Source organism: Streptomyces sp. NPDC001410, from assembly GCF_042895235.1.
GTDB lineage: Bacteria > Actinomycetota > Actinomycetes > Streptomycetales > Streptomycetaceae > Streptomyces.
Map to the genome: position 1 here is coordinate 40,585 of NZ_JBIAWE010000017.1, position 22,968 is coordinate 63,552.

General features: G+C 69.6%; 22 protein-coding genes and 1 pseudogene. 14 read left to right on the forward strand and 9 right to left on the reverse strand.

Features of this window, described 5'->3' with window-relative positions:
• Positions 1-112 precede the first annotated feature (112 nt).
• The 5 genes from ACFY3C_RS32560 to ACFY3C_RS32580 form a co-directional block, all read right to left on the reverse strand.
• A complete protein-coding gene (locus ACFY3C_RS32560) occupies positions 113-1,258 on the reverse strand; it encodes a DUF475 domain-containing protein (RefSeq protein WP_390773320.1) in 1,146 nt (381 codons plus the stop codon).
• 49 nt (positions 1,259-1,307) lie between these two features.
• Positions 1,308-1,886, reverse strand: coding sequence for a TerD family protein (locus ACFY3C_RS32565; protein ID WP_386572194.1), 579 nt, complete (start codon positions 1,884-1,886; stop codon positions 1,308-1,310).
• Between the two features lie 106 nt (positions 1,887-1,992).
• Positions 1,993-2,568: a TerD family protein gene (locus ACFY3C_RS32570; protein WP_386572193.1), complete on the reverse strand. Its 576-nt coding sequence runs from the start codon at positions 2,566-2,568 to the stop codon at positions 1,993-1,995.
• Positions 2,569-2,706: 138 nt separating this feature from the next.
• Positions 2,707-3,165 (reverse strand): peroxiredoxin, encoded by a 459-nt coding sequence (locus tag ACFY3C_RS32575; protein WP_386572191.1) that lies wholly within the window; start codon positions 3,163-3,165, stop codon positions 2,707-2,709.
• Positions 3,166-3,311: 146 nt separating this feature from the next.
• Positions 3,312-3,752 (reverse strand): DUF3052 domain-containing protein, encoded by a 441-nt coding sequence (locus ACFY3C_RS32580; RefSeq protein WP_186581706.1) that lies wholly within the window; start codon positions 3,750-3,752, stop codon positions 3,312-3,314.
• Positions 3,753-4,188: 436 nt separating this feature from the next.
• Here ACFY3C_RS32580 and aceE point away from each other — a divergent pair, with 436 nt between their 5' ends.
• Positions 4,189-6,936 carry a pyruvate dehydrogenase (acetyl-transferring), homodimeric type gene (gene aceE / locus ACFY3C_RS32585; protein ID WP_386572187.1) on the forward strand — a complete coding sequence of 916 codons (2,748 nt, stop codon included), beginning with the start codon at positions 4,189-4,191 and terminating at the stop codon, positions 6,934-6,936.
• Between the two features lie 74 nt (positions 6,937-7,010).
• Positions 7,011-7,754, forward strand: a complete 744-nt coding sequence (locus tag ACFY3C_RS32590; RefSeq protein WP_390773321.1) for a potassium channel family protein — start codon at positions 7,011-7,013, stop codon at positions 7,752-7,754.
• 375 nt (positions 7,755-8,129) lie between these two features.
• Here the strand turns inward: ACFY3C_RS32590 and ACFY3C_RS32595 are convergent, their stop codons facing one another.
• Positions 8,130-9,776 (reverse strand): MFS transporter, encoded by a 1,647-nt coding sequence (locus tag ACFY3C_RS32595; protein WP_390773322.1) that lies wholly within the window; start codon positions 9,774-9,776, stop codon positions 8,130-8,132.
• 67 nt (positions 9,777-9,843) lie between these two features.
• Between ACFY3C_RS32595 and ACFY3C_RS32600 the strand changes: the two genes are divergently transcribed.
• The 3 genes from ACFY3C_RS32600 to ACFY3C_RS32610 all read left to right on the forward strand — a co-directional run bounded on the left by ACFY3C_RS32600 (position 9,844) and on the right by ACFY3C_RS32610 (position 12,695).
• Positions 9,844-10,470: a TetR family transcriptional regulator gene (locus ACFY3C_RS32600; protein WP_386572183.1), complete on the forward strand. Its 627-nt coding sequence runs from the start codon at positions 9,844-9,846 to the stop codon at positions 10,468-10,470.
• A 92-nt stretch (positions 10,471-10,562) separates the two neighbouring features.
• Positions 10,563-11,780 carry an alpha/beta hydrolase gene (locus ACFY3C_RS32605; RefSeq protein WP_390773323.1) on the forward strand — a complete coding sequence of 406 codons (1,218 nt, stop codon included), beginning with the start codon at positions 10,563-10,565 and terminating at the stop codon, positions 11,778-11,780.
• Positions 11,781-11,846: 66 nt separating this feature from the next.
• A complete protein-coding gene (locus ACFY3C_RS32610) occupies positions 11,847-12,695 on the forward strand; it encodes a DUF4429 domain-containing protein (protein ID WP_390773324.1) in 849 nt (282 codons plus the stop codon).
• On the opposite strand, the gene ACFY3C_RS32615 is transcribed toward ACFY3C_RS32610, so the two are convergent.
• Positions 12,696-13,139, reverse strand: a complete 444-nt coding sequence (locus ACFY3C_RS32615) for a MerR family transcriptional regulator (RefSeq protein ID WP_389174017.1) — start codon at positions 13,137-13,139, stop codon at positions 12,696-12,698.
• A gap of 167 nt (positions 13,140-13,306) precedes the next feature.
• Here ACFY3C_RS32615 and ACFY3C_RS32620 point away from each other — a divergent pair.
• Both ACFY3C_RS32620 and ACFY3C_RS32625 read left to right on the forward strand, forming a co-directional pair.
• Positions 13,307-13,456, forward strand: a pseudogene (locus ACFY3C_RS32620) (GNAT family N-acetyltransferase); the annotation flags it as partial.
• A gap of 18 nt (positions 13,457-13,474) precedes the next feature.
• Positions 13,475-14,296: a serine hydrolase domain-containing protein gene (locus ACFY3C_RS32625; protein ID WP_390773325.1), complete on the forward strand. Its 822-nt coding sequence runs from the start codon at positions 13,475-13,477 to the stop codon at positions 14,294-14,296.
• Between the two features lie 168 nt (positions 14,297-14,464).
• Here ACFY3C_RS32625 and ACFY3C_RS32630 read toward each other — a convergent pair whose 3' ends face one another.
• A complete protein-coding gene (locus ACFY3C_RS32630; protein WP_390773440.1) occupies positions 14,465-15,118 on the reverse strand; it encodes a pirin family protein in 654 nt (217 codons plus the stop codon).
• A 107-nt stretch (positions 15,119-15,225) separates the two neighbouring features.
• Here ACFY3C_RS32630 and ACFY3C_RS32635 point away from each other — a divergent pair, with 107 nt between their 5' ends.
• From ACFY3C_RS32635 to fabF, 5 genes are all read left to right on the forward strand, one after another.
• Positions 15,226-16,431, forward strand: coding sequence for a PucR family transcriptional regulator (locus tag ACFY3C_RS32635; protein WP_390773326.1), 1,206 nt, complete (start codon positions 15,226-15,228; stop codon positions 16,429-16,431).
• 89 nt (positions 16,432-16,520) lie between these two features.
• Positions 16,521-17,474, forward strand: a complete 954-nt coding sequence (locus ACFY3C_RS32640; RefSeq protein ID WP_390773327.1) for an ACP S-malonyltransferase — start codon at positions 16,521-16,523, stop codon at positions 17,472-17,474.
• A 15-nt stretch (positions 17,475-17,489) separates the two neighbouring features.
• Positions 17,490-18,521 carry a ketoacyl-ACP synthase III gene (locus tag ACFY3C_RS32645; protein WP_386572171.1) on the forward strand — a complete coding sequence of 344 codons (1,032 nt, stop codon included), beginning with the start codon at positions 17,490-17,492 and terminating at the stop codon, positions 18,519-18,521.
• A gap of 80 nt (positions 18,522-18,601) precedes the next feature.
• On the forward strand, positions 18,602-18,850 hold the full coding sequence (locus tag ACFY3C_RS32650) for an acyl carrier protein (RefSeq protein WP_046425089.1): 249 nt from the start codon (positions 18,602-18,604) through the stop codon (positions 18,848-18,850).
• A gap of 86 nt (positions 18,851-18,936) precedes the next feature.
• Complete coding sequence (gene fabF, locus ACFY3C_RS32655; protein WP_386572169.1) at positions 18,937-20,199, forward strand: beta-ketoacyl-ACP synthase II; 1,263 nt, start codon at positions 18,937-18,939, stop codon at positions 20,197-20,199.
• 57 nt (positions 20,200-20,256) lie between these two features.
• Here fabF and ACFY3C_RS32660 read toward each other — a convergent pair whose 3' ends face one another.
• Positions 20,257-20,751, reverse strand: a complete 495-nt coding sequence (locus ACFY3C_RS32660; RefSeq protein WP_145883325.1) for a DUF3145 domain-containing protein — start codon at positions 20,749-20,751, stop codon at positions 20,257-20,259.
• A gap of 256 nt (positions 20,752-21,007) precedes the next feature.
• Here ACFY3C_RS32660 and ACFY3C_RS32665 point away from each other — a divergent pair, with 256 nt between their 5' ends.
• Together ACFY3C_RS32665 and ACFY3C_RS32670 are read left to right on the forward strand one after the other, a co-directional pair.
• On the forward strand, positions 21,008-21,907 hold the full coding sequence (locus tag ACFY3C_RS32665; protein ID WP_390773328.1) for an SGNH/GDSL hydrolase family protein: 900 nt from the start codon (positions 21,008-21,010) through the stop codon (positions 21,905-21,907).
• A gap of 15 nt (positions 21,908-21,922) precedes the next feature.
• Positions 21,923-22,894 carry an aldose epimerase family protein gene (locus ACFY3C_RS32670; RefSeq protein ID WP_390773329.1) on the forward strand — a complete coding sequence of 324 codons (972 nt, stop codon included), beginning with the start codon at positions 21,923-21,925 and terminating at the stop codon, positions 22,892-22,894.
• Positions 22,895-22,968 lie beyond the last annotated feature (74 nt).

Here is a 22,968-nt window from a genome sequence, read left to right on the forward strand (position 1 = left end):
CGGCCGACCACGTCGGCCGCCCCGAACAGAGCGTTCCTCACCGGACGGGATGCCACACCCCGTCACGTCCCTGATCTTGCCCGTAAGGGGCGCGCTCAGGGGCCTCAGGACGTCAGACCCCGGACGGGATCTCGGCCTTCTCGTCCGAGCCCGCTTCCCCCTCCGCGGCCGCCAGCGCGCGGTTGCGGCGGACGGAGGACCAGAAGGACCAGGCGATCAGGACGACGCCGACGAGACCGGTGACGACCTCGTTGATCTCGTACTGGACGGTGACCATGAGGATCACGGCCAGGGCGCCGATCGCGTAGTGGGCGCCGTGCTCCAGGTAGACGTAGTCGTCGAGGGTGCCCTGGCGGACCAGGTAGACCGTCAGCGAACGGACGTACATCGCGCCGATGCCGAGGCCCAGCGCCATCAGGACGATGTCGTTGGTGATGGCGAAGGCGCCGATCACACCGTCGAAGGAGAAGGAGGCGTCCAGGACCTCGAGGTAGAGGAACATGAAGAACGCGGCCTGGCCGGCCAGGACCACCGGAGAACGTTTCTTCCCGGTGCGGGCGGCCTCTTCCTCCTCCTCGTGCTCGCGCTCCTCCTCTTCCTCCAGCTTGTCCTCGAAGTAGCCGGAGAGACCGCCGACGATCATGTACGTGATCAGGCCGGCGATGCCGGCGATCAGGACCGTCTGCGCCTTGTCGACGTGGGCGCCGCCGTGCTGGTGGGCGCTGGTGGCGAAGGTGAAGGAGGTGATGAGCAGGACGATCAGGGAGATGCAGACCGACAGCATGTCGACCTTGCCGAGCTTGGCCAGGGGCCGCTCGATCCAGCGCAGCCACTGGATGTCCCGGTCCTCGAAGATGAAGTCGAGGAAGATCATCAGCAGGAACATGCCACCGAAGGCCGCGATCGCCGGGTGGGCGTCCGTGACCAGCTCCTGGTAGCGGTCCTTGTTGTTGAGAGCGAGGTCGACGGCCTCGATCGGGCCCATCTTGGCGCTGATCGCGACGATGACGACGGGGAAGACCAGCCGCATGCCGAAGACCGCGATGAGGACGCCGACCGTGAGGAAGATCTTCTGCCAGAAGGCGTTCATCTTCTTCAGGATTCCGGCGTTGACCACCGCGTTGTCGAACGAGAGCGAGATCTCCAGGACGGAGAGGATCGCCACGATGCCGAAGGCCTCCCACCCCCCGTAGAAGACCGCAGCGACCAGACCGATCGCGGTAACCGCGAACGACCAGCCGAAGGTTTTCAGAAGCACTGGCTACCCCATCGTGTTGGTACGGGTCTCCCCCGAGCCGTACTCAGCTTTACGAAACGTTGACTCCGAAGTCTAGAGCGATGCCGCGCAGACCGGACGCGTACCCCTGGCCCACCGCACGGAACTTCCATTCGCCCTGGTAGCGGTAGAGCTCGCCGAAAATCATGGCGGTCTCGGTGGAGGCGTCCTCGCTGAGGTCGTAGCGGGCCAACTCCTGGCCGTCGGCCTGGTTGACCACGCGGATGAAGGCGTTGGAGACCTGTCCGAAGGTCTGGCCGCGCTCGTCGGCCAGGTGGATCGAGACGGGGAAGATGACCTTCTCGCACTGGAGCGGAACCTTGGCCAGGTTCACCAGGATCGATTCGTCGTCGCCCTCGCCCTCACCGGTGAGGTTGTCGCCGGTGTGCTCGACCGAGCCGTCGGGGCTCGTGAGCTGGTTGTAGAACACGAACCACTCGTCGCCCAGCACCCGGTTCCCGGCGCCGCACAGCAGGGCGCTGGCGTCCAGGTCGAAGGGGGCGCCGGTGGTGGAGCGCGCGTCCCAGCCGAGCCCGATCATGACGTTGGTGAGGTTCGGTGCGGCTTTGGAGAGGGAGACGTTTCCCCCCTTGGCGAGCGTGACGCCCATGATGCTGGTCCTCCCCTTGTGGTGCTTCTTTGGTTGTCCTGCGCGTCCGGCGCCGACCGTAAACGGTGCGGCGCCGGACGGTAGGGGTGTCGGAACCCTGCTGGGATCAGACGTTGACGCCGAAGTCCTGGGCGATGCCGCGCAGACCGGAGGCGTACCCCTGGCCGATGGCGCGGAACTTCCACTCCGGGCCGTGCCGGTACAGCTCGCCGAAGACCATGGCGGTCTCCGTCGAGGCGTCCTCGCTGAGGTCGTAGCGGGCGATCTCCTGCCCGCCCGCCTGGTTGACGACGCGGATGAACGCGTTGCGGACCTGCCCGAAGGACTGCTGGCGGTTCTCGGCGTCGTAGATCGAAACCGGGAAGACGATCTTGTCGACGTCGGCCGGGACGCCGGCCAGGTTGACCTTGATCTGTTCGTCGTCGCCCTCGCCCTCACCGGTGAGGTTGTCACCGGTGTGCTCCACGGAGCCGTCGGGGCTCTTGAGGTTGTTGAAGAAGACGAAGTGCTGGTCGCTCGCGACCTTGCCGGAAGTGTTCAGCAGCAGCGCGCTGGCATCGAGGTCGAAGTCGGTGCCGGTCGTGGTGCGCACGTCCCACCCCAGACCGACGATGACGGCGGTCAGGCCCGGGGCCTCCTTCGTCAGCGATACGTTGCCGCCCTTGCTGAGGCTGACTCCCACGAGTCCTCCATGTGATGTCCAGGGGCGGGGAGCCCCGTCGTGCTCGGATATGGGATCAACGTGCCGATCCTAGTGACGGGTTCCCGCCCCCGCAGACCCTGGACCCGATGACTCACAGGTGTCGGCCCCGAGGCCGGATCACAGGGTGTCGAGCGCCTTCACGTACTCGTTCAGGTCGCGCGCGTCCGGCAGGCCGTTGATCACGGTCCACCGCACGACGCCCTCCTTGTCGATGATGAAGGTGCCGCGGACGGCGCAGCCCTTGTCCTCGTCGAAGACGCCGTAGGCACGCGAGACGTTGCCGTGCGGCCAGAAGTCGCTGAGCAGCGGGTACTCCAGGCCCTCCTGCTCGGCGAAGACGCGCAGGGTGTGGATGGAGTCGTTGGAGACGGCGAGCAGCTGGGTGTCGCGGTCCGAGAACTGCGGCAGGTTGTCGCGCAGCTCGCACAGCTCGCCGGTGCACACGCCGGTGAAGGCGAAGGGGTAGAAGAGCACCACCACGTTCTTCTCGCCGCGGAAGTCGGAGAGCTTCACGGAGCGGCCGTGGTTGTCCTTGAGCTCGAAGTCGGGCGCCTTGTCGCCGACCTGGATCGCCATCGTCCTGCATCCCTTCGGTGGGCTGATCGGGTGAGAGCGTGCAAACGCTCGGAACCACCCTACGCAGCGATCACCGCGGGTTCAGCGCGGACTTTCGGACGGGCCGGGTGCTCCCGGCCCGTCCGACGTCCTCAGGACGAGGCGGTCTACTTCTTGCCGGACTTCGCGGCCTTCGGCGTCGCCAGACGCGAGCCGCTCCAGTCCTTGCCGACGCTGACGCTCTTCGACGCCGTCAGACCGGCAGTCGTCGCGGCCTCCGAGATGTCACTCGGCTCCACGTACCCCGTACGGCCGGTCTTCGGCGTGAGCAGCAGGATGGCGCCGCCCTCTTCGATGTACGTGGTGGCATCGACGAGTACATCGGTCAGGTCGCCGTCCTCGTCACGGAACCACAGCACGACGGCGTCGGCCACGTCGTCGTAGTCCTCGTCCATCAGGTCGCCTTCGATGGCTTCCTCAATGGCCTCGCGGAGCTCCTGATCGACGTCGTCGTCGTAGCCGATCTCCTGGACCACCTGCCCGGGCTGGAAACCCAGCCTGGCGGCAGGGTTGGTCCGCTCCTCCGCGTGGTCCGCGGTCGCGCTCACGGGTTGCCTCCTGATCATGTCTTGGATGGGGGTACCCCCTGCTCGTCAAGAGCTCGGGGGAATCTCAGCCACGCGCGTGCGCGAAGCATTGGCCGTAGTCCACACGGGCAGGACGGATCGCGCAAGTACCCGGCCGTTCAGACCGCCGAAACGGTGACGATCCCGGCCGTGTCGTCGCAACTTCTGGCACCGTACCCCGATTCGCCATGACCCACATCACACCGATGTGCCCCCTTTGCGCCGTTCGGAATCATCCGGCACTACGAGCCTCGAACAAGTTTGCCAAGTCCGTCACAGCCCGGGCGTATCGTTGCGTTTTGACCGACCCACGCCTCGGTTACCCCGCGGTAGAGATGACGTACGCCCTCCCGAGGTACACGATGGGGATCGGTGCAGGCACTAGGAAAAAGTGGCCCTCTCACAGGTAAGGAACAGCGTGGCTTCCGGATCCGATCGCAATCCGATCATCATTGGCGGCCTTCCGAGTCAGGTTCCTGACTTCGATCCCGAAGAGACCCAGGAGTGGCTCGACTCCCTCGACGCCGCCGTGGACGAGCGGGGCCGTGAGCGGGCCCGCTACCTCATGCTGCGCCTGATCGAGCGAGCCCGCGAGAAGCGCGTGGCCGTGCCCGAGATGCGCAGCACGGACTACGTCAACACGATCCCCACCCGGGCCGAGCCGTTCTTCCCCGGCAACGAGGAGATCGAGCGCCGGATCCTGAACGCGACCCGCTGGAACGCGGCCGTGATGGTCTCGCGCGCGCAGCGCCCCGGCATCGGCGTCGGCGGCCACATCGCCACCTTCGCCTCCTCCGCCTCGCTGTACGACGTGGGCTTCAACCACTTCTTCCGCGGCAAGGACGAGGGCGACGGCGGCGACCAGGTCTTCTTCCAGGGCCACGCCTCCCCGGGCATCTACGCGCGCGCGTTCCTGCTCGACCGGCTCAGCGCGGAGCAGCTCGACGGCTTCCGCCAGGAGAAGTCGAAGTACCCGAACGCGCTGTCCAGCTACCCGCACCCGCGCTCCATGCCGGGCTTCTGGGAGTTCCCGACCGTCTCCATGGGCCTCGGCCCGCTGGGCGCGATCTACCAGGCCCGGATGAACCGCTACATGCAGGCGCGCGGCATCGCGGACACCTCCAAGTCGCACGTGTGGGCGTTCCTCGGCGACGGCGAGATGGACGAGCCGGAGTCGCTCGGCCAGCTGACCATCGCCGCGCGCGAGGGCCTGGACAACCTGACCTTCGTCGTCAACTGCAACCTGCAGCGCCTGGACGGCCCGGTGCGCGGCAACGGCAAGATCATCCAGGAGCTGGAGTCGGTCTTCCGGGGCGCCGGCTGGAACGTGATCAAGCTGGTCTGGGACCGCACCTGGGACCCGCTGCTCGCCCAGGACCGCGACGGCGTGCTGGTCAACAAGATGAACACGACCCCGGACGGCCAGTTCCAGACCTACGCCACCGAGTCCGGCGACTACATCCGCCGGCACTTCTTCGGTGACGACCACCGGCTGCGCGCGATGGTCGAGAACATGACCGACGACCAGATCCTGCACCTGGGCCGCGGCGGTCACGACCACCGCAAGATCTACGCGGCCTTCAAGGCGGCCGTCGAGCACAAGGGCCAGCCCACGGTCATCCTCGCGAAGACGATCAAGGGCTGGACGCTGGGCCCGAACTTCGAGGGCCGCAACGCCACGCACCAGATGAAGAAGCTGACGGTCACCGACCTCAAGCACTTCCGGGACCGTCTGCACCTGCCGATCTCCGACAAGGAGCTGGAGTCCGGCCCGCCGCCGTACTACCACCCGGGCCGGAACTCGGAGGAGATCCAGTACATGCACGACCGGCGCAAGGGGCTCGGCGGGTACGTCCCGACCCGTGTCGTGCGCTCCAAGCCGCTGCAGCTGCCCGACGACAAGACGTACGCGACCGTGAAGAAGGGTACCGGCCAGCAGTCCATCGCCACGACGATGGCCTTTGTCCGACTCCTCAAGGACCTCATGCGGGACAAGGAGATCGGCCGGCGGTTCGTGCTGATCGCACCGGACGAGTACCGCACGTTCGGCATGGACTCCTTCTTCCCGAGCGCGAAGATCTACAACCCGCTCGGCCAGCAGTACGAGGCGGTCGACCGCGACCTGCTGCTCGCGTACAAGGAGTCGCCGACCGGCCAGATGCTGCACGACGGCATCTCGGAGGCGGGCTGCACGGCCTCCCTGATCGCGGCGGGCTCGGCCTACGCCACCCACGGCGAACCGCTCATCCCGGTCTACGTCTTCTACTCGATGTTCGGTTTCCAGCGCACCGGCGACCAGTTCTGGCAGATGGCCGACCAGCTGTCGCGCGGATTCGTGCTGGGTGCGACCGCGGGCCGTACGACCCTGACCGGTGAGGGCCTCCAGCACGCGGACGGCCACTCCCAGCTGCTCGCCTCGACGAACCCGGCGTGCGTGGCCTACGACCCGGCGTACTCGTACGAGATCGCGCACATCGTCCAGGACGGCTTGCGCCGGATGTACGGCAGCGACGCCGAGCACCCGCACGGCGAGGACGTCTTCTACTACCTCACCGTCTACAACGAGCCCATCCAGCACCCGGCCGAGCCGGCGGACGTGGACGTCGAGGGCATCCTCAAGGGCATCCACCGGATCAGCGAGGGTACGGCGGGCTCGGTCCCGGCGCAGATCATGGCGTCCGGTGTCGCGGTGCCGTGGGCGCTGGAGGCGCAGAAGCTCCTCGCCGAGGACTGGAACGTGAAGGCCGACGTCTGGTCGGCGACCTCCTGGAACGAGCTGCGGCGCGAGGCCGTGGCGGTGGAGCAGCACAACCTGCTGCACCCGGAGGAGGAGCAGCGGGTGCCGTACGTGACGCAGAAGCTGAGCGGTTCCGAAGGGCCGTTCGTGGCCGTGTCCGACTGGATGCGATCGGTCCCGGACCAGATCGCCCGTTGGGTGCCCGGCACCTACCAGTCGCTGGGCGCCGACGGCTTCGGCTTCGCGGACACCCGTGGCGCGGCCCGCCGCTTCTTCCACATCGACGCCCAGTCGATCGTGGTGGCGGTGCTGACCGAGCTGGCCCGGGAGGGCAAGGTCGACCGGTCCGTGCTGAAGCAGGCCATCGACCGGTACCAGCTGCTTGACGTCTCGGCGGCGCATCCGGGCGCGGCGGGCGGCGACGCGTAGCGCTGCGCGGCTTCAGCGGTCAAGGGGGCGGTGCCTGTGCACCGCCCCCGTTACTTTTTCTTTACTATGCGGCCATGAACGAACAGTCGGCGCAGGCCCGTTGGGAACAGCGCACCCAACGACCGCTGCTGGCGCTCGCGGTGGCGTTCGCCGTCGCGTATGCCGTACCGATCGTGGACAACCCCGCCAGCCGGTCCCTGACGGTCGCCTGCACGGCCACGGAGTGGGTGGTGTGGGGCGCGTTCGCCGTGGACTACGTGATGCGGCTGGCGCTCACCCGGCGGCGCCGGGAATTCGTCCGGACGCACTGGATAGACCTGTGCGCCGTGGTGCTGCCGCTGTTGCAGCCGCTGCGGTTGCTGCGCATGGTGTCGACGCTGCTGCTGGTGGGGCGGCGGGCGCGGATGGCCTCACAGATCCGGCTCACGACCTATGTCGGCGGGGCGGTGGTCGGGTTGCTGATGTTCGGGTCGCTCGCGGTGCTGTCGGTGGAGCGGGAGTCGCCGAACGGGAACATCCGGACGCTGGGTGATGCGGTGTGGTGGTCCTTCACGACGATGACGACCGTGGGGTACGGGGACCATGCGCCGACGACCGGTCTGGGGCGGATGATCGCGGTCGGGCTGATGCTGTCGGGGATCGCGCTGTTGGGTGTCGTGACCGCGAACATCGCCGCGTGGTTCATCTCGCGGTTCGAGAAGGACGATGTGGAGGAGCGGCGGCAGACGGAGGCGATTGCTTCTTTGGCGGAGGAGGTTCGCTTGCTGCGGGCGGAAGTGGCTCGGTTGGCTGCGGATCGGGAGGAGCAGCGGAGTTGAGCGGGCGCCCGGTGCTGTTGCCGACCGGGAGTGGGTCCGCTTACCGGCGCTGGCCGGGTGCCGCTGCGCCCACCCGTGCCGCCCCAAGCGGCACGACTGCCCGCAGCTGCGCAGGTTTTTAGGGGCGCGGGGCTGTGTTTGACATGCGGCTACCGCCGCGTGGGCGCGATCAGCCCCCACCGGCCCGCAGACGAAGCACGGCCCAATCGCCGAAGGCGAAGGCGCGCGCAGCCCCCTCCGCAGCGCGCGCCGCGGCCCGGTCGTCCTCCCATGCCCTGCGGAGGACCTGACCCACTGTGACCTGCGGCGCGCGCCGAGTGCGAGGAATCTTTAGCGGAGTCACCCTGATAGGGGAAATCCGCCTCGGACGGGGCCTCAGATGTGGCCGACTCCCGCGCCTGCCTCCGCGTTCTGCCCCCGCTTGGTGAGCAGCGCGACGAGGACGGCGACCGCCGCCACGCCCGCCGCCACCAGCGACGCGAGGCTCATGCCGGAGATGAACGTGTCATGGGCGACGCCGGTGATCTTCGCGACGATCGGCTCCGGGGTGCCCTTGGCGACCGGGGCCACACCGACCTGAACGGCCTCGGACGCCTTGTCCGACTGAGCCGGCGTCAGCGGCGGCAGCCCCGCACCGGTCCAGTTGCCCGGCAGGTCGCTGTCGACCTTGGAGGCCATCACGGCACCCAGCACCGCCGTACCGAGGCTGCCGCCGATCTGCATGGCCGCCTGCTGGAGGCCGCCCGCCACACCGGACAGCTCCATGGGCGCGTTGCCGACGATGACCTCGGTGGCGCCGACCATGACCGGCGCGAGGCCGAAGCCGAGCAGGGCGAACCAGATCGACATCACACCGCTGCCGGTGTCGGCCTTGAGCGTCGACATGCCGTACATGGCGATCGCGGTCGCGGCCATGCCGCCGGCCAGCGGGATGCGCGGGCCGAGCTTGGTGATCGCGGCGCCCGCGAGCGGGGAGCCGACGATCATCATGCCGGTGAGGGGCAGCAGGTGCAGACCGGCCTTGATGGGGCTCATGCCGTGCACGTTCTGGAGGTAGAACGTCACGAAGAACAGGCCGCCCATGAAGGCGATCGCCATCAGGACCATCAGCACGACGCCCGCGGACAGCGGCACCGAGCGGAACAGGCCCAGCGGGATCAGAGGTTCGGCGACCCTCGTCTCCCAGAAGGCGAAGAAGGCGAAGAGCAGCACCGATGCGGCGATGAAGAGCCAGGTGCGGCCGGAGCCCCAGCCCCAGCTCGGCGCCTTGATCAGGGCCCACACCAGGCAGAACATCGCGCCGGAGAGCAGGACGATGCCGAGGATGTCGAAGGAGCGCGGGGCGCTGTATCCGTTTTCCGGGCTCCGCCCGAGGGCCGCGCGGTGGTCGCGCAGGATCAGTACGCCCAGGACCAGGGCCAGCAGACCGACCGGCACGTTGATGAAGAACACCGACTGCCAGTTGACGTGCTCGACCAGGACGCCGCCGAGGATCGGGCCGCCCGCGGTGGAGGCGCCGATCACCATGCCCCAGATGCCGATCGCCATGTTGAGCTTCTCGGCCGGGAAGGTGGCCCGCAGCAGACCGAGCGCGGCCGGCATCAGCAGCGCGCCGAACAGGCCCTGGAAGACGCGGAAGGTGACCACCGCGGCGATGCTGTTCGACAGCCCGATGGCGCCGGAAGCGGCGGCGAAGCCGGTCACGCCGATGAGGAAGGTCTGCCGGTGGCCGAAGCGGTCACCGAGCTTGCCCGCGGTGATCAGGGAGACCGCGAGGGCGAGGAAGTACCCGTTGGTGATCCACTGGACGTCGGCGAAGCTCGCCTTGAGGTCCTTCTGGATGGCCGGGTTGGCGATCGCCACGATGGTGCCGTCGAGGGCCACCATCATGACCCCTACGGCGACGGTGATGAGGGTGAGCCACGGGTGCCCGCGCAGCCCCGCGGCCGGGGTCGCCTCCGACGGGGCCGCCGGCGCCTTGTCCGCCGGCCCCGTCGTGTCGATGGTGGTCTGACTAGTCATGTGTTCGAGGCTAGTGACAGCCGCTGACAATTGACAAACCAATTCACAAGTCGGTAACTGACACATTATGGAAACACTGCGTGAGCGCAAGAAGCAGCGCACCCGGGACGCCCTGCTGCGCTCCGCCCTCGAACTGTTCACGACCCAGGGGTACGAGCACACGACCGTCGACGAGATCGCCGAGGCCGTCGGCGTCTCGCAGCGCACCTTCTTCCGCTACTTCGCCGGCAAGGAGGACGTGGCCTTCGCCGTCCAGGACCTGGCGGAGGCCCGCTTCGTGGCGGCGGTGCGGGAACGGCCGGTGCACGAGACCCCGATGGAGACGCTGCGGCAGGCCGTGCTGGAGGGCTGGGACGGGCTGCGCGAGGCCGTCGAGGCCGTCGTACCGGTCGAGCTGTACGTGCGCATGTACCGGACGATCGAGTCGACCCCGTCCCTGCTCGCCGCCCATCTGCTGCGCTCCGTGGCCACGGAGGAGACCCTCGCGCGGCTGCTCGCCGAACGGGAGGGCGTCGACGTGGACGCCGACCCGCGGCCGCGGCTGGCCGTGGCCGTCTTCGGCGGGGTGATAAGGGTCACCGAGCGACAGTGGAGCACGGGCGACGACTTCAGCGTGGAGGCGATCCGTGAACTCACCGCGTCGTACCTCGATCAGGTGGGTTCGGCGCTCACCGGGAACTGGCGTATCACCTGAGGTCGTTCGGGGTTCGTTCGACGCCTCACGAAACGTGATACCTGTCACTCGGTTACCCCGAGACCCTCCCGTTCTCCTAGTGTGTCCTCCCAGTGACTTCCTTCGACACCTCCCCGCAACTCAACGTCTGGCGCATGCTGCTCGCGCTGGCCGTGGTGTTCGTGATGCTCGCGACCACCGGCTGGACCGCGCTGCGCAGCCACCGGGAAGCGACCGCGCTGCAGGCCTCGCTCGCCAAGTGGGAGCAGGGCAGCATCCACGGCCTGCACCTGCCGGACCCCGAGGGCTCCCCCGCGCGGCTCGCCCGCTTCTTCGCCTCGCTCACCCCGCACGAGCAGGACCGCCTCGCCCACCGCTACCCCCTCGCGGTCGGCAACATGAACGGCGCCCCCGTCTCGCTGCGCTACCGCGCCAACCACGTCGCGCTGGAGCAGGCCCGCAAGGTCGAGAAGAAGCGCATGCACGACAGCCGGCTCAGCGCGGCCGGCCAGCAGGAGGCGGGGCGTCGTATGCACCGCTACGAGTCACTGCTGAACCCCGAGCGGCAGATCCTCGCCTTCGACCCCGAGGGCTCGGGCCGGATCGCCGAGGTGTTCGGGAACCTGACCAAGGCCGAGCGGATCTCCGTCGTCGTCCCCGGCGTCGACACCGACCTGCTCACCTTCCAGCGCACGAACCGCAGGTACAGCGCCCCGGTCGGCATGGCCAAGGCCCTGTACGCGGCCGAGCGGGCGCAGAGCCCCACGACCCGTACGGCCGTGATCGCCTGGGCCGACTACACCGCGCCGGACGGACTCGGCGTGGACGCGGCCACGGGGCTGCGCGCCGCGGAGGGCGCCCTGCGCCTGAACGCGCTGCTGCACGCCCTGCCGGGCAAGGCTCCGGTGTCGATGTTCTGCCACAGCTACGGCTCGGTGGTCTGCGGGGTCGCCGCGCACGACATGCCCCGCCGGGTGACCGACATAGCGGTGGCCGCGAGCCCCGGCATGCGGGTCGGCAAGGCCTCCGGCCTCGGCACCTCGGCCCGGGTGTGGGCGATGCGGGACGCCACCGACTGGGTGCAGGACGTGCCGTACCTGGAGGTAGGCGGGCTCGGGCACGGCGCCGACCCGGTCTCCTCGTCGTTCGGCGCGCGGGTGCTGTCGGCACGGGACGCGCAGGGTCACGCAGGCTATTTCCAGCCGGGCACGGACAGCCTGCGCAACCTCGCCGACATCGGGGTGGGCGCGTACGACGCGGTCACCTGCGCACGCGAGAACGATGCGTGCCGGGCCGGTCTGCCCCGCACGTCGATGGCCCAACGCGCGTAGAAACAGCAGGAAGTGCGGTCTGCGCGGGTGGCGACGGAGGAGCACGTGCCGCATACGATGAGCCGCATGGGTGACGTACTGGCGGGTTTTCATGCCGTCTGGGAGTTCGAGTCCGACTCCGTGCTCATCCGCTACGAACGGGGGATTCGGACACCGAAGCTGTTCCAGGCGCTGGGCGAACGGCGGATCCCGCTGTCCGCGGTCGAGGAAGTGACTCTCACGCCGGGCAAGCGCGGCACCGTCGCACTGCGGCTGCGGCCGCGCGTCGGGGCCGACCCGTTGTGGGAGGCGGCGGCCGGGCAGCTGCGCGAGAGCTCCGACCCGTACCGGCTGGCGCTGCCGGCCGAGCGGTCGACGCTCGCGGAGTACTACGCGGACGAGCTGAAGGGGCTGCTGACCGAGTCCGGGCCCACCGACCGGTACCTGGTGGCCGCGCCGGAGGCGCCGCTGCAGTTCAAGGCGTACGACGGGAAGGCGTCCTTCGACGGGACGACCGTGCAGTTCCGGTGGTCCTGGACGGGAGCGTCCTCGGCGAAGTGGAAGGCCGGGGACCAGAGCTTCGCGGTCGCCGGCCTCAGCGGGGTGGAGTGGCGGTCGCCGGAGGTCTTCGAGGGGCATCTACGGCTGCTGCCCCGCGAGGGCGGCTCCGCCCGGCCGGCGCAGCCCGACCAGGATCCGGCGTCCGTCGTCTTCGGGCTCGGATACGGCCCGGTGCACGAGTCGCTGCCGTTCGCGGCGGCCGTCCTGGAGGCCGTACGCACCCGTGGGCCGGTACCGGCGGTACCGGCCCCGGCACGCCGGGACCCGGCCGACATCGCCGAGCGGATCCGCCACCTCGGGGAGCTGCATCAGGCGGGGCTGCTCACGGACGAGGAGTTCTCGTCGAAGAAGGCGGAACTGCTGGCCGAAATGTAGTCAGCGCCCCGTGGAGTAGAAGCTGATCTTCCGGTCCAGGACCGAGAGGGTGTCGTGCAGCTCCGCGATCCTGGCCAGCACGTCCCGGCGGGTCGACTCCAGCAGGGCCTGGCGTTCCGGGTAGGTCGTCTCGCCCTCGCGCACCAGTTCCGCGTAGCGGACCATGTCCGCCACCGGCATGCCGGTCAGGCGCAGCTTGGTCACGAAGTCCAGCCAGTCCAGGTCGCGGTTGCTGTAGCGGCGCTGGCCGGTGTGGGAGCGGTCGATGTGGGACATCAGCCCGATCCGCTCGTACCAGCGCAGGGTGTGCGCGGTCAGGCCGGTGAAGGCGACGACCTCGCTGATCGTGTAGCGGTCCTGGCCGTCGGGGCGTGGGTGCCGCCGGGGCGGGGCTGCGCAGATGTCGGTCCTGCTCGCGTTCTCCTCGGTCTGCATCACCGTCATGGCCCCCACGCTATGGCCTTCGAGTGCACTCGAAGCAAGCCGAACCCGGTAAGAAATGCGCACGACGGGGCCGGGCGGCGGTCGTTAGCGTGCGGGACATGAGTCTCGTACGCCGGGCGCTGCCCGAACACGCCGAGGAAGTGCTGCGACTGCGGCAGGTCATGATCGCGCGTGCGTGCATGGTCGCGCTGCTGGAGTGGTTCCGCGAGCGCGGCGCCGGGCGCGTCCACCTCACCGCGTCCGCCGAGGCCGTGCCGCTCTACGCCGGCCTCGGCTTCCTGCCCAGGCCGGACCCCTTGATGGAGCTGAAGCTCTGAGCGCTTAGGCTCGACGGCATGTCGCTGAAGAGCCTCGCGTTGATCGAGAACTGGCCGGTTCCCACCGCCGCGGCCGGTGTCGTACGGGCCGACGGGACCGTCCTCGGGACCCATGGGCCCGTCGGGCACCGGTTTCCGCTGGCCTCGGTGACCAAGCCGCTGGCGGCCTACGCGGCGCTGGTCGCGTACGAGGAGGGTGCCGTCGAGCTGGACGAGCCGGCCGGGCCGGCCGGGGCGACCGTCCGACATCTGCTCGCGCACACCTCCGGGCTGGCCTTCGACGAGCACAAGGTGATGGCGCCTCCCGGGGAGCGGCGGCTGTACTCCAACGCCGGGTTCGAGCAGCTCGGGGATCACATCGCCAAGGCGACGGACATTCCGTTCGCGGAGTATCTGCGGCAGGCGGTGCTGGAGCCGTTGGGGATGACGCGGACGTCGCTGGACGGGTCCCCCGCCAAGGACGGCGTTTCGACGGTGGACGACCTGCTGCGGTTCGCGGCGGAGGTGCAGGCGCCGAGGCTGTTGGATCCGCGTACGGTCGCCGAGGCGATGTCCGTGCAGTATCCGGGGACGAAGGGTGTCCTCCCTGGCTACGGGCACCAGAACCCCAACGACTGGGGGCTCGGCTTCGAGATCCGTGACTCCAAGTCGCCGCACTGGACGGGGTCTTCGTCTTCGCCGCGCACGTTCGGACACTTCGGCCAGTCCGGTACGTTCCTGTGGATCGACCCGGATGCCGGGGTGGCCGGTGTTGCCCTGACGGACCGCGCGTTCGGCCCCTGGGCGATCGAGGCGTGGCCGGCGTTCACGGACGCGGTGCTCACGGAGCTGCGAGGCTGAGGTCCACTGCTGCCCGCCGGGGGTGGGTCTCGCTCACCCGCGCTTGCGGGGTGCCGCTGCGCCCACCCGTGCCGCCCCAGCGGCACGACTGCCCGCAGCTACGCATCCCTAGGGGCGCGGGGAACTGCGCGACCAGCCCCCACCGGCCCGCAGCCGAACGACGACCCCCTACGGCGCCATCTCCCACAGCAGCAGTTCCGCCGGCGTGACCCCGACCGCTTCCAGGCCCTCCGCTTCCGTGATCCGGGCCGAGTCCCCGGGGCCCAGCGTCTCCCCCGCCAAGTTGATCTCGCCGCGCACGACGTGGACGTAGACGTGCGCCGCGTCCGGCACAGCCGTCCGCTCTGCCGGGGCCAGGCGGCGGACGTGGAGCATTGCGCCGGCGGCCGGGAGTGCGTAGGGGGTGGAGTCGGCGATGCCCGGGACGATCGAGTAGGACGGGTCGCCGCCGGGGGTCAGGGGGGCCAGCCACATCTGGAGGAAGGTCAGGGGGGTGGAGCCGTCGTTGCGCTCCACGTGGCGGACGCCCGCCGCCGCGCTGAGGTGCTGGACGTCTCCGGGACGGACCCGGGTCTCGTGGCCCGTGGAGTCGCGGTGGGTCAGTTCGCCCTCGACGACCCAGGTGACGATCTCCGTGTGGCTGTGCGGGTGCTCGTCGAAGCCGGAGCCGGGGGCGAGCCGCTCCTCGTTGCAGGCGATCACCGCGCCGAAACGCAGGTTCTCGGGGTCGTAGTGCGGGCCGAAGGAGAAGGCGTGGCGGGTGTCGATCCCGGCCCCTGGGTCCCCTCCGGGGTAGCGCTCTGCGGCGCGCCGTACGTCCATCACGGCACCACCGTAGACCGCGCACACACCCCCTCGGCCCGGCGGGGCGTCTCACCTGCTGACCCCGGCGACGCACGCTCACGTCCGGATAAGGCAGTCTTGTCCACGTGCCCGAACCCGAATCCCGTCACAGCGAACCCGCAGCACATGTCGTCCACCCGCACTCCGCGACCCTGAAGCGGCTGGAGAAGTCCTCCGGGAGCCTCGCCGCGCAGGCCATCGCACGCATGGACGAGACGCTGCCGTGGTACCGGGCCATGCCCCCGGAGAACCGTTCCTGGATCGGGCTCGTGGCCCAGGCGGGCATCGCCGCCTTCACCGAGTGGTTCCGGCATCCCGATGCTCCGCAGGCGATCTCGACGGATGTCTTCGGGACGGCGCCCCGCGAGCTGACCCGGGCCATCACGCTGCGGCAGACCGTGGAGATGGTGCGGACCACCATCGAGGTCATGGAGAGCGCCATCGACGAGGTGGCGGCGCCCGGCGACGAGAACGTGCTGCGCGAGGCGCTGCTCGTGTACGCCCGCGAGATCGCCTTCGCCACCGCCCAGGTCTACGCCCAGGCCGCCGAGGCACGCGGTGCCTGGGACGCGCGGCTGGAGTCGCTCGTCGTCAACGCCGTGCTGAGCGGGGAGGCCGACGAGGGGGCCGTCAGCCGGGCCGCCGCGCTCGGCTGGAACTCGCCGGAGCATGTGTGTGTCGTGCTCGGGACCGCTCCCGACGGGGACAGCGAGCTGACTGTGGAGGCGATCAGGAGGGCGTCGCGGCACGCCAAGCTCCAGGTGCTCACCGGGGTGCTCGGTGACCGGCTCGTCGTCATCGCGGGTGGCAGCGCGAATCCGCTCGCCGTCGCCAAGTCGCTGATCGGGCCGTTCGCGGCCGGACCGGTCGTCGCCGGGCCCGTCGTACCCGATCTGCTGGCCGCCACGCGGTCCGCGCAGGCCGCCGCCGCGGGGCTGAAGGCGTGTTCCGCCTGGCAGGACGCGCCGCGGCCGGTGCTGGCGGAGGATCTGCTGCCGGAGCGCGCCATCGCGGGCGATCCGAGCGCCCGCGAGCAGCTGGTGGAGGAGATCTACAGACCGCTGGAGGAAGCCGGGTCGGCGCTCCTGGAAACGTTGAGTGTCTACCTGGAGCAGGCGAGCAGCCTGGAGGGCGCGGCCCGGATGCTCTTCGTTCACCCGAACACCGTGCGCTACCGGCTCCGACGTGTGACAGACGTCACCGGCTGGTCGCCTTCGGATGTACGATCCGCCTTCACACTGCGGATCGCGCTGATCCTGGGGCGTCTGGCCGAAGGAGACGCCCAACTCTAGGCTTTTGTCGGGGCCCTACAAAAGCCCCCCGTGTTCTTCGTCCCTGTCCCCACGGGCGGCCTCGGCCGTCCCCAAGAGAGAGTGTGAGAGTGCTCGTACTCGTCGCTCCCGGCCAGGGCGCCCAGACGCCCGGCTTCCTGACTCCCTGGCTCGACCTCCCCGGTGCCGCCGACCGTGTCGCCGCATGGTCGGACGCCATCGGACTGGACCTGGTCCACTACGGCACCCAGGCCGACGCGGACGCCATCCGCGACACCGCGGTGGCTCAGCCGCTGCTGGTCGCCGCCGGCATCCTGTCCGCCGCGGCACTCGGTGACATTTCCGAGATCGCCCCGGGCGCCGTCGCAGGCCACAGCGTCGGTGAGATCACCGCCGCCGCCTTCGCGGGCGTCCTGGACGACACCGCCGCGCTCGGCCTCGTCCGCAAGCGCGGTCTGGCCATGGCCGACGCCGCCGCGATCACCGAGACCGGCATGTCCGCGCTGCTCGGCGGTGACCCCGAGGTCTCCGTCGCGCACCTGGAGAAGCTGGGCCTGACCCCCGCGAACGTCAACGGCGCGGGCCAGATCGTCGCCGCGGGCACGCTGGAGCAGCTCGCCGCGCTGAACGAGGACATGCCCGAGGGCGTCCGCAAGATCGTCCCGCTGAAGGTCGCCGGCGCCTTCCACACGCACCACATGGCTCCTGCCGTGGACGCGCTGGCCAAGGCCGCCGCCGAGCTGACGCCCGGCGACCCGAAGGTCACCTACGTCTCCAACAAGGACGGCCAGGCCGTCGCCACCGGCGCCGAGGTGCTGGAGCGGCTGGTCGGCCAGGTCGCCAACCCGGTGCGCTGGGACCTGTGCATGGAGACGTTCAAGGCACTGGGTGTCACCGCGCTCATCGAGATGTGCCCGGGCGGCACGCTGACCGGCCTGGCCAAGCGGGCCCTTCCGGGTGTCAAGACGCTGGCCCTGAAGACCCCCGACGACCTCGACGCGGCCCGCGAGCTCATCGCCGCAGCAGCTGATTCCGCTGCTGCCGCAGCGGGCGCCGACGCTTAAGGAGCCGTAACGCACATGGCGAAGATCAAGCCCAGCAAGGGCGCCCCGTACGCGCGCATCCTCGGTGTCGGCGGCTACCGGCCGGTCCGGGTCGTGCCCAACGAGGTGATCCTGGAGAAGATCGACTCGTCCGACGAGTGGATCCGTTCGCGCTCCGGTATCGAGACCCGGCACTGGGCCGGCCCCGACGAGACGGTCGCCGCGATGGCCATCGAGGCCTCCGGCAAGGCGATCGCCGACGCGGGCATCGCCGCCGAGCAGATCGGCGCCGTGGTCGTCTCGACCGTCTCGCACTTCAGCCAGACCCCGGCCATCGCCACCGAGATCGCCGACAAGCTGGGCACCGCCAAGGCCGCCGCCTTCGACATCTCGGCGGGCTGCGCGGGCTTCGGCTACGGCCTCACCCTCGCCAAGGGCATGGTGACGGAAGGTTCCGCCGAGTACGTGCTCGTCATCGGCGTGGAGCGGCTGAGCGACCTGACCGACCTGGAGGACCGGGCCACGGCCTTCCTGTTCGGTGACGGCGCCGGCGCGGTCGTGGTCGGCCCCTCCCAGGAGCCGGCGATCGGCCCGACCGTGTGGGGCTCCGAGGGCGACAAGGCCGAGACCATCAAGCAGACGGTCCCCTGGGACCGGTTCCACGTCGGAGACCTCTCCGAACTGCCCGTCGACAGCGAGGGCAACGTCAAGTTCCCTGCGATCACGCAGGAGGGCCAGGCGGTGTTCCGCTGGGCCGTGTTCGAGATGGCGAAGGTCGCCCAGCAGGCGCTGGACGCGGCCGGAATCACCCCGGACGACCTGGACGTCTTCATTCCGCACCAGGCCAACATGCGGATCATCGACTCGATGGTGAAGACGTTGAAGCTGCCGGAGAGCGTCACGGTCGCCCGTGACATCCGCACCACCGGCAACACCTCGGCCGCCTCGATTCCGCTCGCGATGGAGCGGCTCCTGGCGACCGGGGAGGCGAAGAGCGGCGACACCGCGCTTCTCATCGGCTTCGGGGCGGGTCTCGTGTTCGCCGCGACGGTCGTTACCCTCCCCTAGGCACTCCGTGCCGGATCATGCGATCCGGTGCGGGATCATTTGCCACAAACCGTCTGGATTATCGAAGAAGGAGCGCCAACATGGCCGCCACTCAGGAAGAGATCGTCGAAGGTCTCGCCGAGATCGTGAACGAGATCGCCGGCATCCCGGTTGAGGACGTCCAGCTGGACAAGTCCTTCACCGACGACCTGGACGTCGACTCGCTGTCCATGGTCGAGGTCGTCGTCGCCGCCGAGGAGCGCTTCGACGTCAAGATCCCCGACGAGGACGTCAAGAACCTCAAGACCGTCGGCGACGCCACGGACTACATCCTCAAGCACCAGGCCTGAGCCACCCTTTAGGTCACAGGCTGCAAGGCCCCGCCACCCGGCGGTGGCGCCGTATGAATCCCGCATCCGTTGGAGAAAGAATTCCCGTGAGCCCGACCAATCGCACCGTGGTCGTCACCGGTATCGGCGCAACCACACCGCTGGGTGGCGACGCAGCTTCGTTCTGGGAGGCCCTGCTCGCCGGCAAGTCCGGAGTCAGCGCCCTCGAGCAGGACTGGGCGGCCGAACTGCCGGTCCGCATCGCCGCACAGATCGCCGTCGAGCCGGGCGAGATCATCCCCCGCCCGCAGGCCCGCAAGCTGGACCGGTCCGCGCAGTTCGCGCTGATCGCCGCTCAGGAGGCCTGGAAGGACGCCGGATTCACCGCCAAGGCCGGTGAGGACGTGTCCGTGAACCCGGACCGGCTGGGTGCGGTCATCGCCTCCGGAATCGGCGGTGTGACGACGCTCCTGGACCAGTACGACGTGCTCAAGGAGAAGGGCGTACGCCGTGTCTCCCCGCACACCGTGCCGATGCTGATGCCCAACTCCCCGGCGGCCAACGTCGGTATCGAGCTGGGTGCCCGCGCCGGTGTGCACACCCCGGTGTCGGCCTGCGCCTCGGGCGCGGAGGCCATCGGGTACGCGATCGAGATGATCCGCACCGGGCGTGCGGACGTGGTCGTGGCCGGTGGTACCGAGGCCGCCATCCACCCGCTTCCCATCGCCGCGTTCGGCAACATGATGGCGATGTCCAAGAACAACGACGACCCCGAGGGCGCCTCGCGTCCCTACGACTCCGGTCGTGACGGCTTCGTGCTCGGCGAGGGCGCCGGTGTGATCGTCCTGGAGTCCGAGGAGCACGCGAAGGCCCGCGGCGCCCGGATCTACGCGGAGGCGGTCGGCCAGGGCATCTCCGCCGACGCCCACCACATCACGCAGCCCGAGCCGTCCGGCAACGGCATCGCGGCCGCGCTGCAGAACCTGCTCGACAACACGGACCTGAAGCCGGCCGAGATCGTGCACGTGAACGCGCACGCCACCTCGACGCCGCAGGGTGACGTGGCCGAGATCAAGGCGCTGCGGAAGGTGTTCGGCGACGACGTCGACCACATGGCGATCTCCGCGACCAAGTCGATGACGGGTCACCTGCTGGGTGGCGCCGGTGGTATCGAGACGGTCGCGTCGATCCTGGCGCTGGTGAACCGTACGGCTCCGCCGACGATCAACGTGCGCGAGCTGGACCCCGAGGTCAACGCGGACGTCGTCGTCGGTGAGGCGCGGGCTCTCCCCGAGGGTCGGATCGCCGCACTGAACGACTCGTTCGGATTCGGTGGGCACAACGTGGTCCTGGCGTTCCGGACCGTCTGAGAGACATGAGGAAGGGCCCCCGCCTGACGGCGGGGGCCCTTCCTCATGTCCCGGTACTCACACCACCTGGTGCAGCCACCGCACCGGTGCTCCCTCTCCCGCGTATCTGAAGGGCTCCAGTTCGTCGTCCCACGGCTTGCCGAGGAGCTTGGAGAGTTCTGCTTCCAGGTCGGTCTCTCCGCGCTGGCTACGGAGCAGGGCCGCGCGCAGGCGGTCCTCAGGGATGAGGATGTCGCCGTGGATGCCGGTGACGGCGTGGAAGATGCCGAGGTCCGGGGTGCAGCTGTAGCGCTCGCCCTCGGCGGTGGGGCAGGGCTCGGCGGTGACCTCGAAGCGCAGGAGGTGCCAGCCGCGCAGGGCGGAGGCCAGCTTGGAGGCCGTGCCCACCTCGCCCTGCCAGGAGAACTCCGAGCGCCAGGTGCCGGGTGCCGCGGGCTGCCGGATCCAGTCGAGGTTGACGCGCGTGCCGAGCACCCCGGCGACGGCCCACTCGACGTGCGGGCACAGCGCGCGCGGCGCGGAGTGCACGTACAGAACTCCACGTGTCGTCACCGGAACCTCCGGGCAGAGCGGGACATCTTGCGGACTGGCTGGGCGGCTGTGGCGCGACGGCCGCGTTGATGGCGAGGCTACCCTGCGGCGGCGCAAGGAGTGTGACGTACCGTCGGTCCCAGTGCCAGGAAACTCCCGCCATTCACCCAGGGGGACGCTTGTACGGGGGTGAGCCGTTCCAAGGTCCCCGGGCCGGGAACCCTCGCGCGTTGTTATAAGAGCGACCACTCCACATCGAGCGAGGGGATCAGCAGGGATGCGGAAGCGAAGCCACCGTGCGCGGGCTGCCCTTGCCGTCGTGGCGGCGGCCGTGCTGAGCACGGCGGGGTGTGACGCCTTCGGTGGCGGTGGTGACGGTACGAAGGATTCCGGGGCGAGCGCGTCCCGTCCCTCGCCCCGGCCCACGCCGGTGTGGAACCGCAGCCCGGACTCGATCGCCGCGGTCGGGGACTCCATCACGCGCGGGTTCGACGCGTGCACGGTGCTCTCCGACTGCCCCGAGGTGTCGTGGGCGACGGGCAGCGACGCCAAGGTGGACAGCCTGGCGGTGCGGCTGCTGGGGGTGACGGGGGCGGCGGAGCGCAGCTGGAACTACGCGGTGACCGGTGCCCGGATGGCCGACCTGCCGGAGCAGATGGCCCAGGCGGCCGCCCGTGGCCCCCAGTTGGTGACGGTGATGATCGGTGCGAACGACGCGTGCCGTTCGTCGGCCCGGGCGATGACCTCGGTGGCCTCCTTCCGCTCGGACTTCGAGGAGTCGCTGGCCACCCTGCGCGCGGCGCTGCCGAAGACGCAGGTGTACGTGGCGAGCGTGCCGAACCTGAAGCGGCTGTGGTCGGCGGGCCGGACGAACCCGCTGGGCAAGCAGGTGTGGAAGCTGGGCATCTGCCCGTCGATGCTGGGGGACGCGGACGACCTGACCGTCAGGGCCACGCTGCGCCGGGACAAGGTGCAGAAGCGGGTGGAGGCCTACAACGCGGTGCTGAAGGACGTGTGCGCCAAGGACCGCCGCTGCCGCTTCGACCGCAACGCGGTCTTCGACTACCGCTTCGACACGGAGCAGCTCAGCCACTGGGACTGGTTCCACCCGAGCCGGAACGGCCAGGCACGGCTCGCCGAGATCGCCTACCGCACGGTGACCGCGGAACGGCCGTGACCTAGGGTTTCCCACATGAGCGAACTTTTCGGCACACTTTCCGACGGCACCCCGGTGCACCGCTGGACGCTGGAGCGGGCCGGGGTGCGGGTGCGGGTGTTGTCGTACGGCGGGATCGTGGAGTCCGTCGAGGTCCCGGACCGGGACGGGTACACGGCGGACGTGGTGCTGGGGTTCCCGGGGCTCGACGGCTACCGGGAGCATCCGGAGCCGTTTCTCGGCGCTCTGGTCGGCCGGTACGCCAACCGCATCGCGGGCGGCCGCTTCCCACTGGACGGCTGCACATACGCGCTGGAGCAGAACAGCGGCCCCAACTCGCTGCACGGCGGCTCACAGGGGTTCGACAAGCGGGTGTGGGAGGTCGAGCCGGTCGAGAACGGGCTGCGGCTGAGCCGGGTGAGCCCGCACGGCGAGGAGGGGTTCCCCGGCCGGCTGGAGGTGGCGGCCACGTACACCCTGGACGCGTCCGGTGCGCTGCGGATCGCCTACGAGGCCGTCACGGACGCGCCGACGGTCATCAACCTCACCAACCACACGTACTGGAACCTGAGCGGCTCCGGCCACGCGGGCGGCCACGAACTGCGGCTGGCCGCCTCCCGCTACACGCCGGTGGACGCCGACCTGATCCCCACCGGAGCGCTGACGGACGTCTCCGGCTCCCGCTTCGACTTCCGTACGGCCCGCAAGGTGGGCTCCGGCTACGACCACAACTTCGTGCTGGACAAGGGGGTGACCGAGGCGGCCGAGGAGGTGGCCGAGCTGTACGACCCGGCGTCGGGCCGGGTGCTCACCGTGGCCACGACCGAGCCGGGCCTGCAGCTCTACACCGCCGACCACCTCGCGGCCCCCTTCGCCCCCGGCGACGGCATCGCCCTGGAGACCCAGCACTTCCCGGACTCCCCGAACCACCCGGACTTCCCGAGCACCGAGCTGCGGCCGGGCCGGGTCTTCCGCTCGGAGACGGTGTACGGCTTCTCGGTCCGCTGACTGAGCCCCGGTCCAGGGGTCAGGTCCCGGACCGGGGCTGTATGTGGGGACTTTGTCCGCGGTGTGTGCAGACT

Excerpts from the sequence above, each read along its gene's own strand:
- ACFY3C_RS32565 (WP_386572194.1), bottom strand. The coding sequence starts at position 1,886 with ATGGGCGTCACGCTCGCCAAGGGGGGAAACGTCTCCCTCTCCAAAGCC.
- ACFY3C_RS32575 (WP_386572191.1), bottom strand. The coding sequence starts at position 3,165 with ATGGCGATCCAGGTCGGCGACAAGGCGCCCGACTTCGAGCTCAAGGAC.
- ACFY3C_RS32590 (WP_390773321.1), top strand. The coding sequence starts at position 7,011 with ATGAACGAACAGTCGGCGCAGGCCCGTTGGGAACAGCGCACCCAACGA.
- ACFY3C_RS32595 (WP_390773322.1), bottom strand. The coding sequence starts at position 9,776 with ATGACTAGTCAGACCACCATCGACACGACGGGGCCGGCGGACAAGGCG.
- ACFY3C_RS32600 (WP_386572183.1), top strand. The coding sequence starts at position 9,844 with ATGGAAACACTGCGTGAGCGCAAGAAGCAGCGCACCCGGGACGCCCTG.
- ACFY3C_RS32610 (WP_390773324.1), top strand. The coding sequence starts at position 11,847 with ATGGGTGACGTACTGGCGGGTTTTCATGCCGTCTGGGAGTTCGAGTCC.
- ACFY3C_RS32615 (WP_389174017.1), bottom strand. The coding sequence starts at position 13,139 with ATGACGGTGATGCAGACCGAGGAGAACGCGAGCAGGACCGACATCTGC.
- ACFY3C_RS32625 (WP_390773325.1), top strand. The coding sequence starts at position 13,475 with ATGTCGCTGAAGAGCCTCGCGTTGATCGAGAACTGGCCGGTTCCCACC.
- ACFY3C_RS32630 (WP_390773440.1), bottom strand. The coding sequence starts at position 15,118 with ATGGACGTACGGCGCGCCGCAGAGCGCTACCCCGGAGGGGACCCAGGG.
- ACFY3C_RS32645 (WP_386572171.1), top strand. The coding sequence starts at position 17,490 with ATGGCGAAGATCAAGCCCAGCAAGGGCGCCCCGTACGCGCGCATCCTC.
- ACFY3C_RS32650 (WP_046425089.1), top strand. The coding sequence starts at position 18,602 with ATGGCCGCCACTCAGGAAGAGATCGTCGAAGGTCTCGCCGAGATCGTG.
- ACFY3C_RS32665 (WP_390773328.1), top strand. The coding sequence starts at position 21,008 with ATGCGGAAGCGAAGCCACCGTGCGCGGGCTGCCCTTGCCGTCGTGGCG.
- ACFY3C_RS32670 (WP_390773329.1), top strand. The coding sequence starts at position 21,923 with ATGAGCGAACTTTTCGGCACACTTTCCGACGGCACCCCGGTGCACCGC.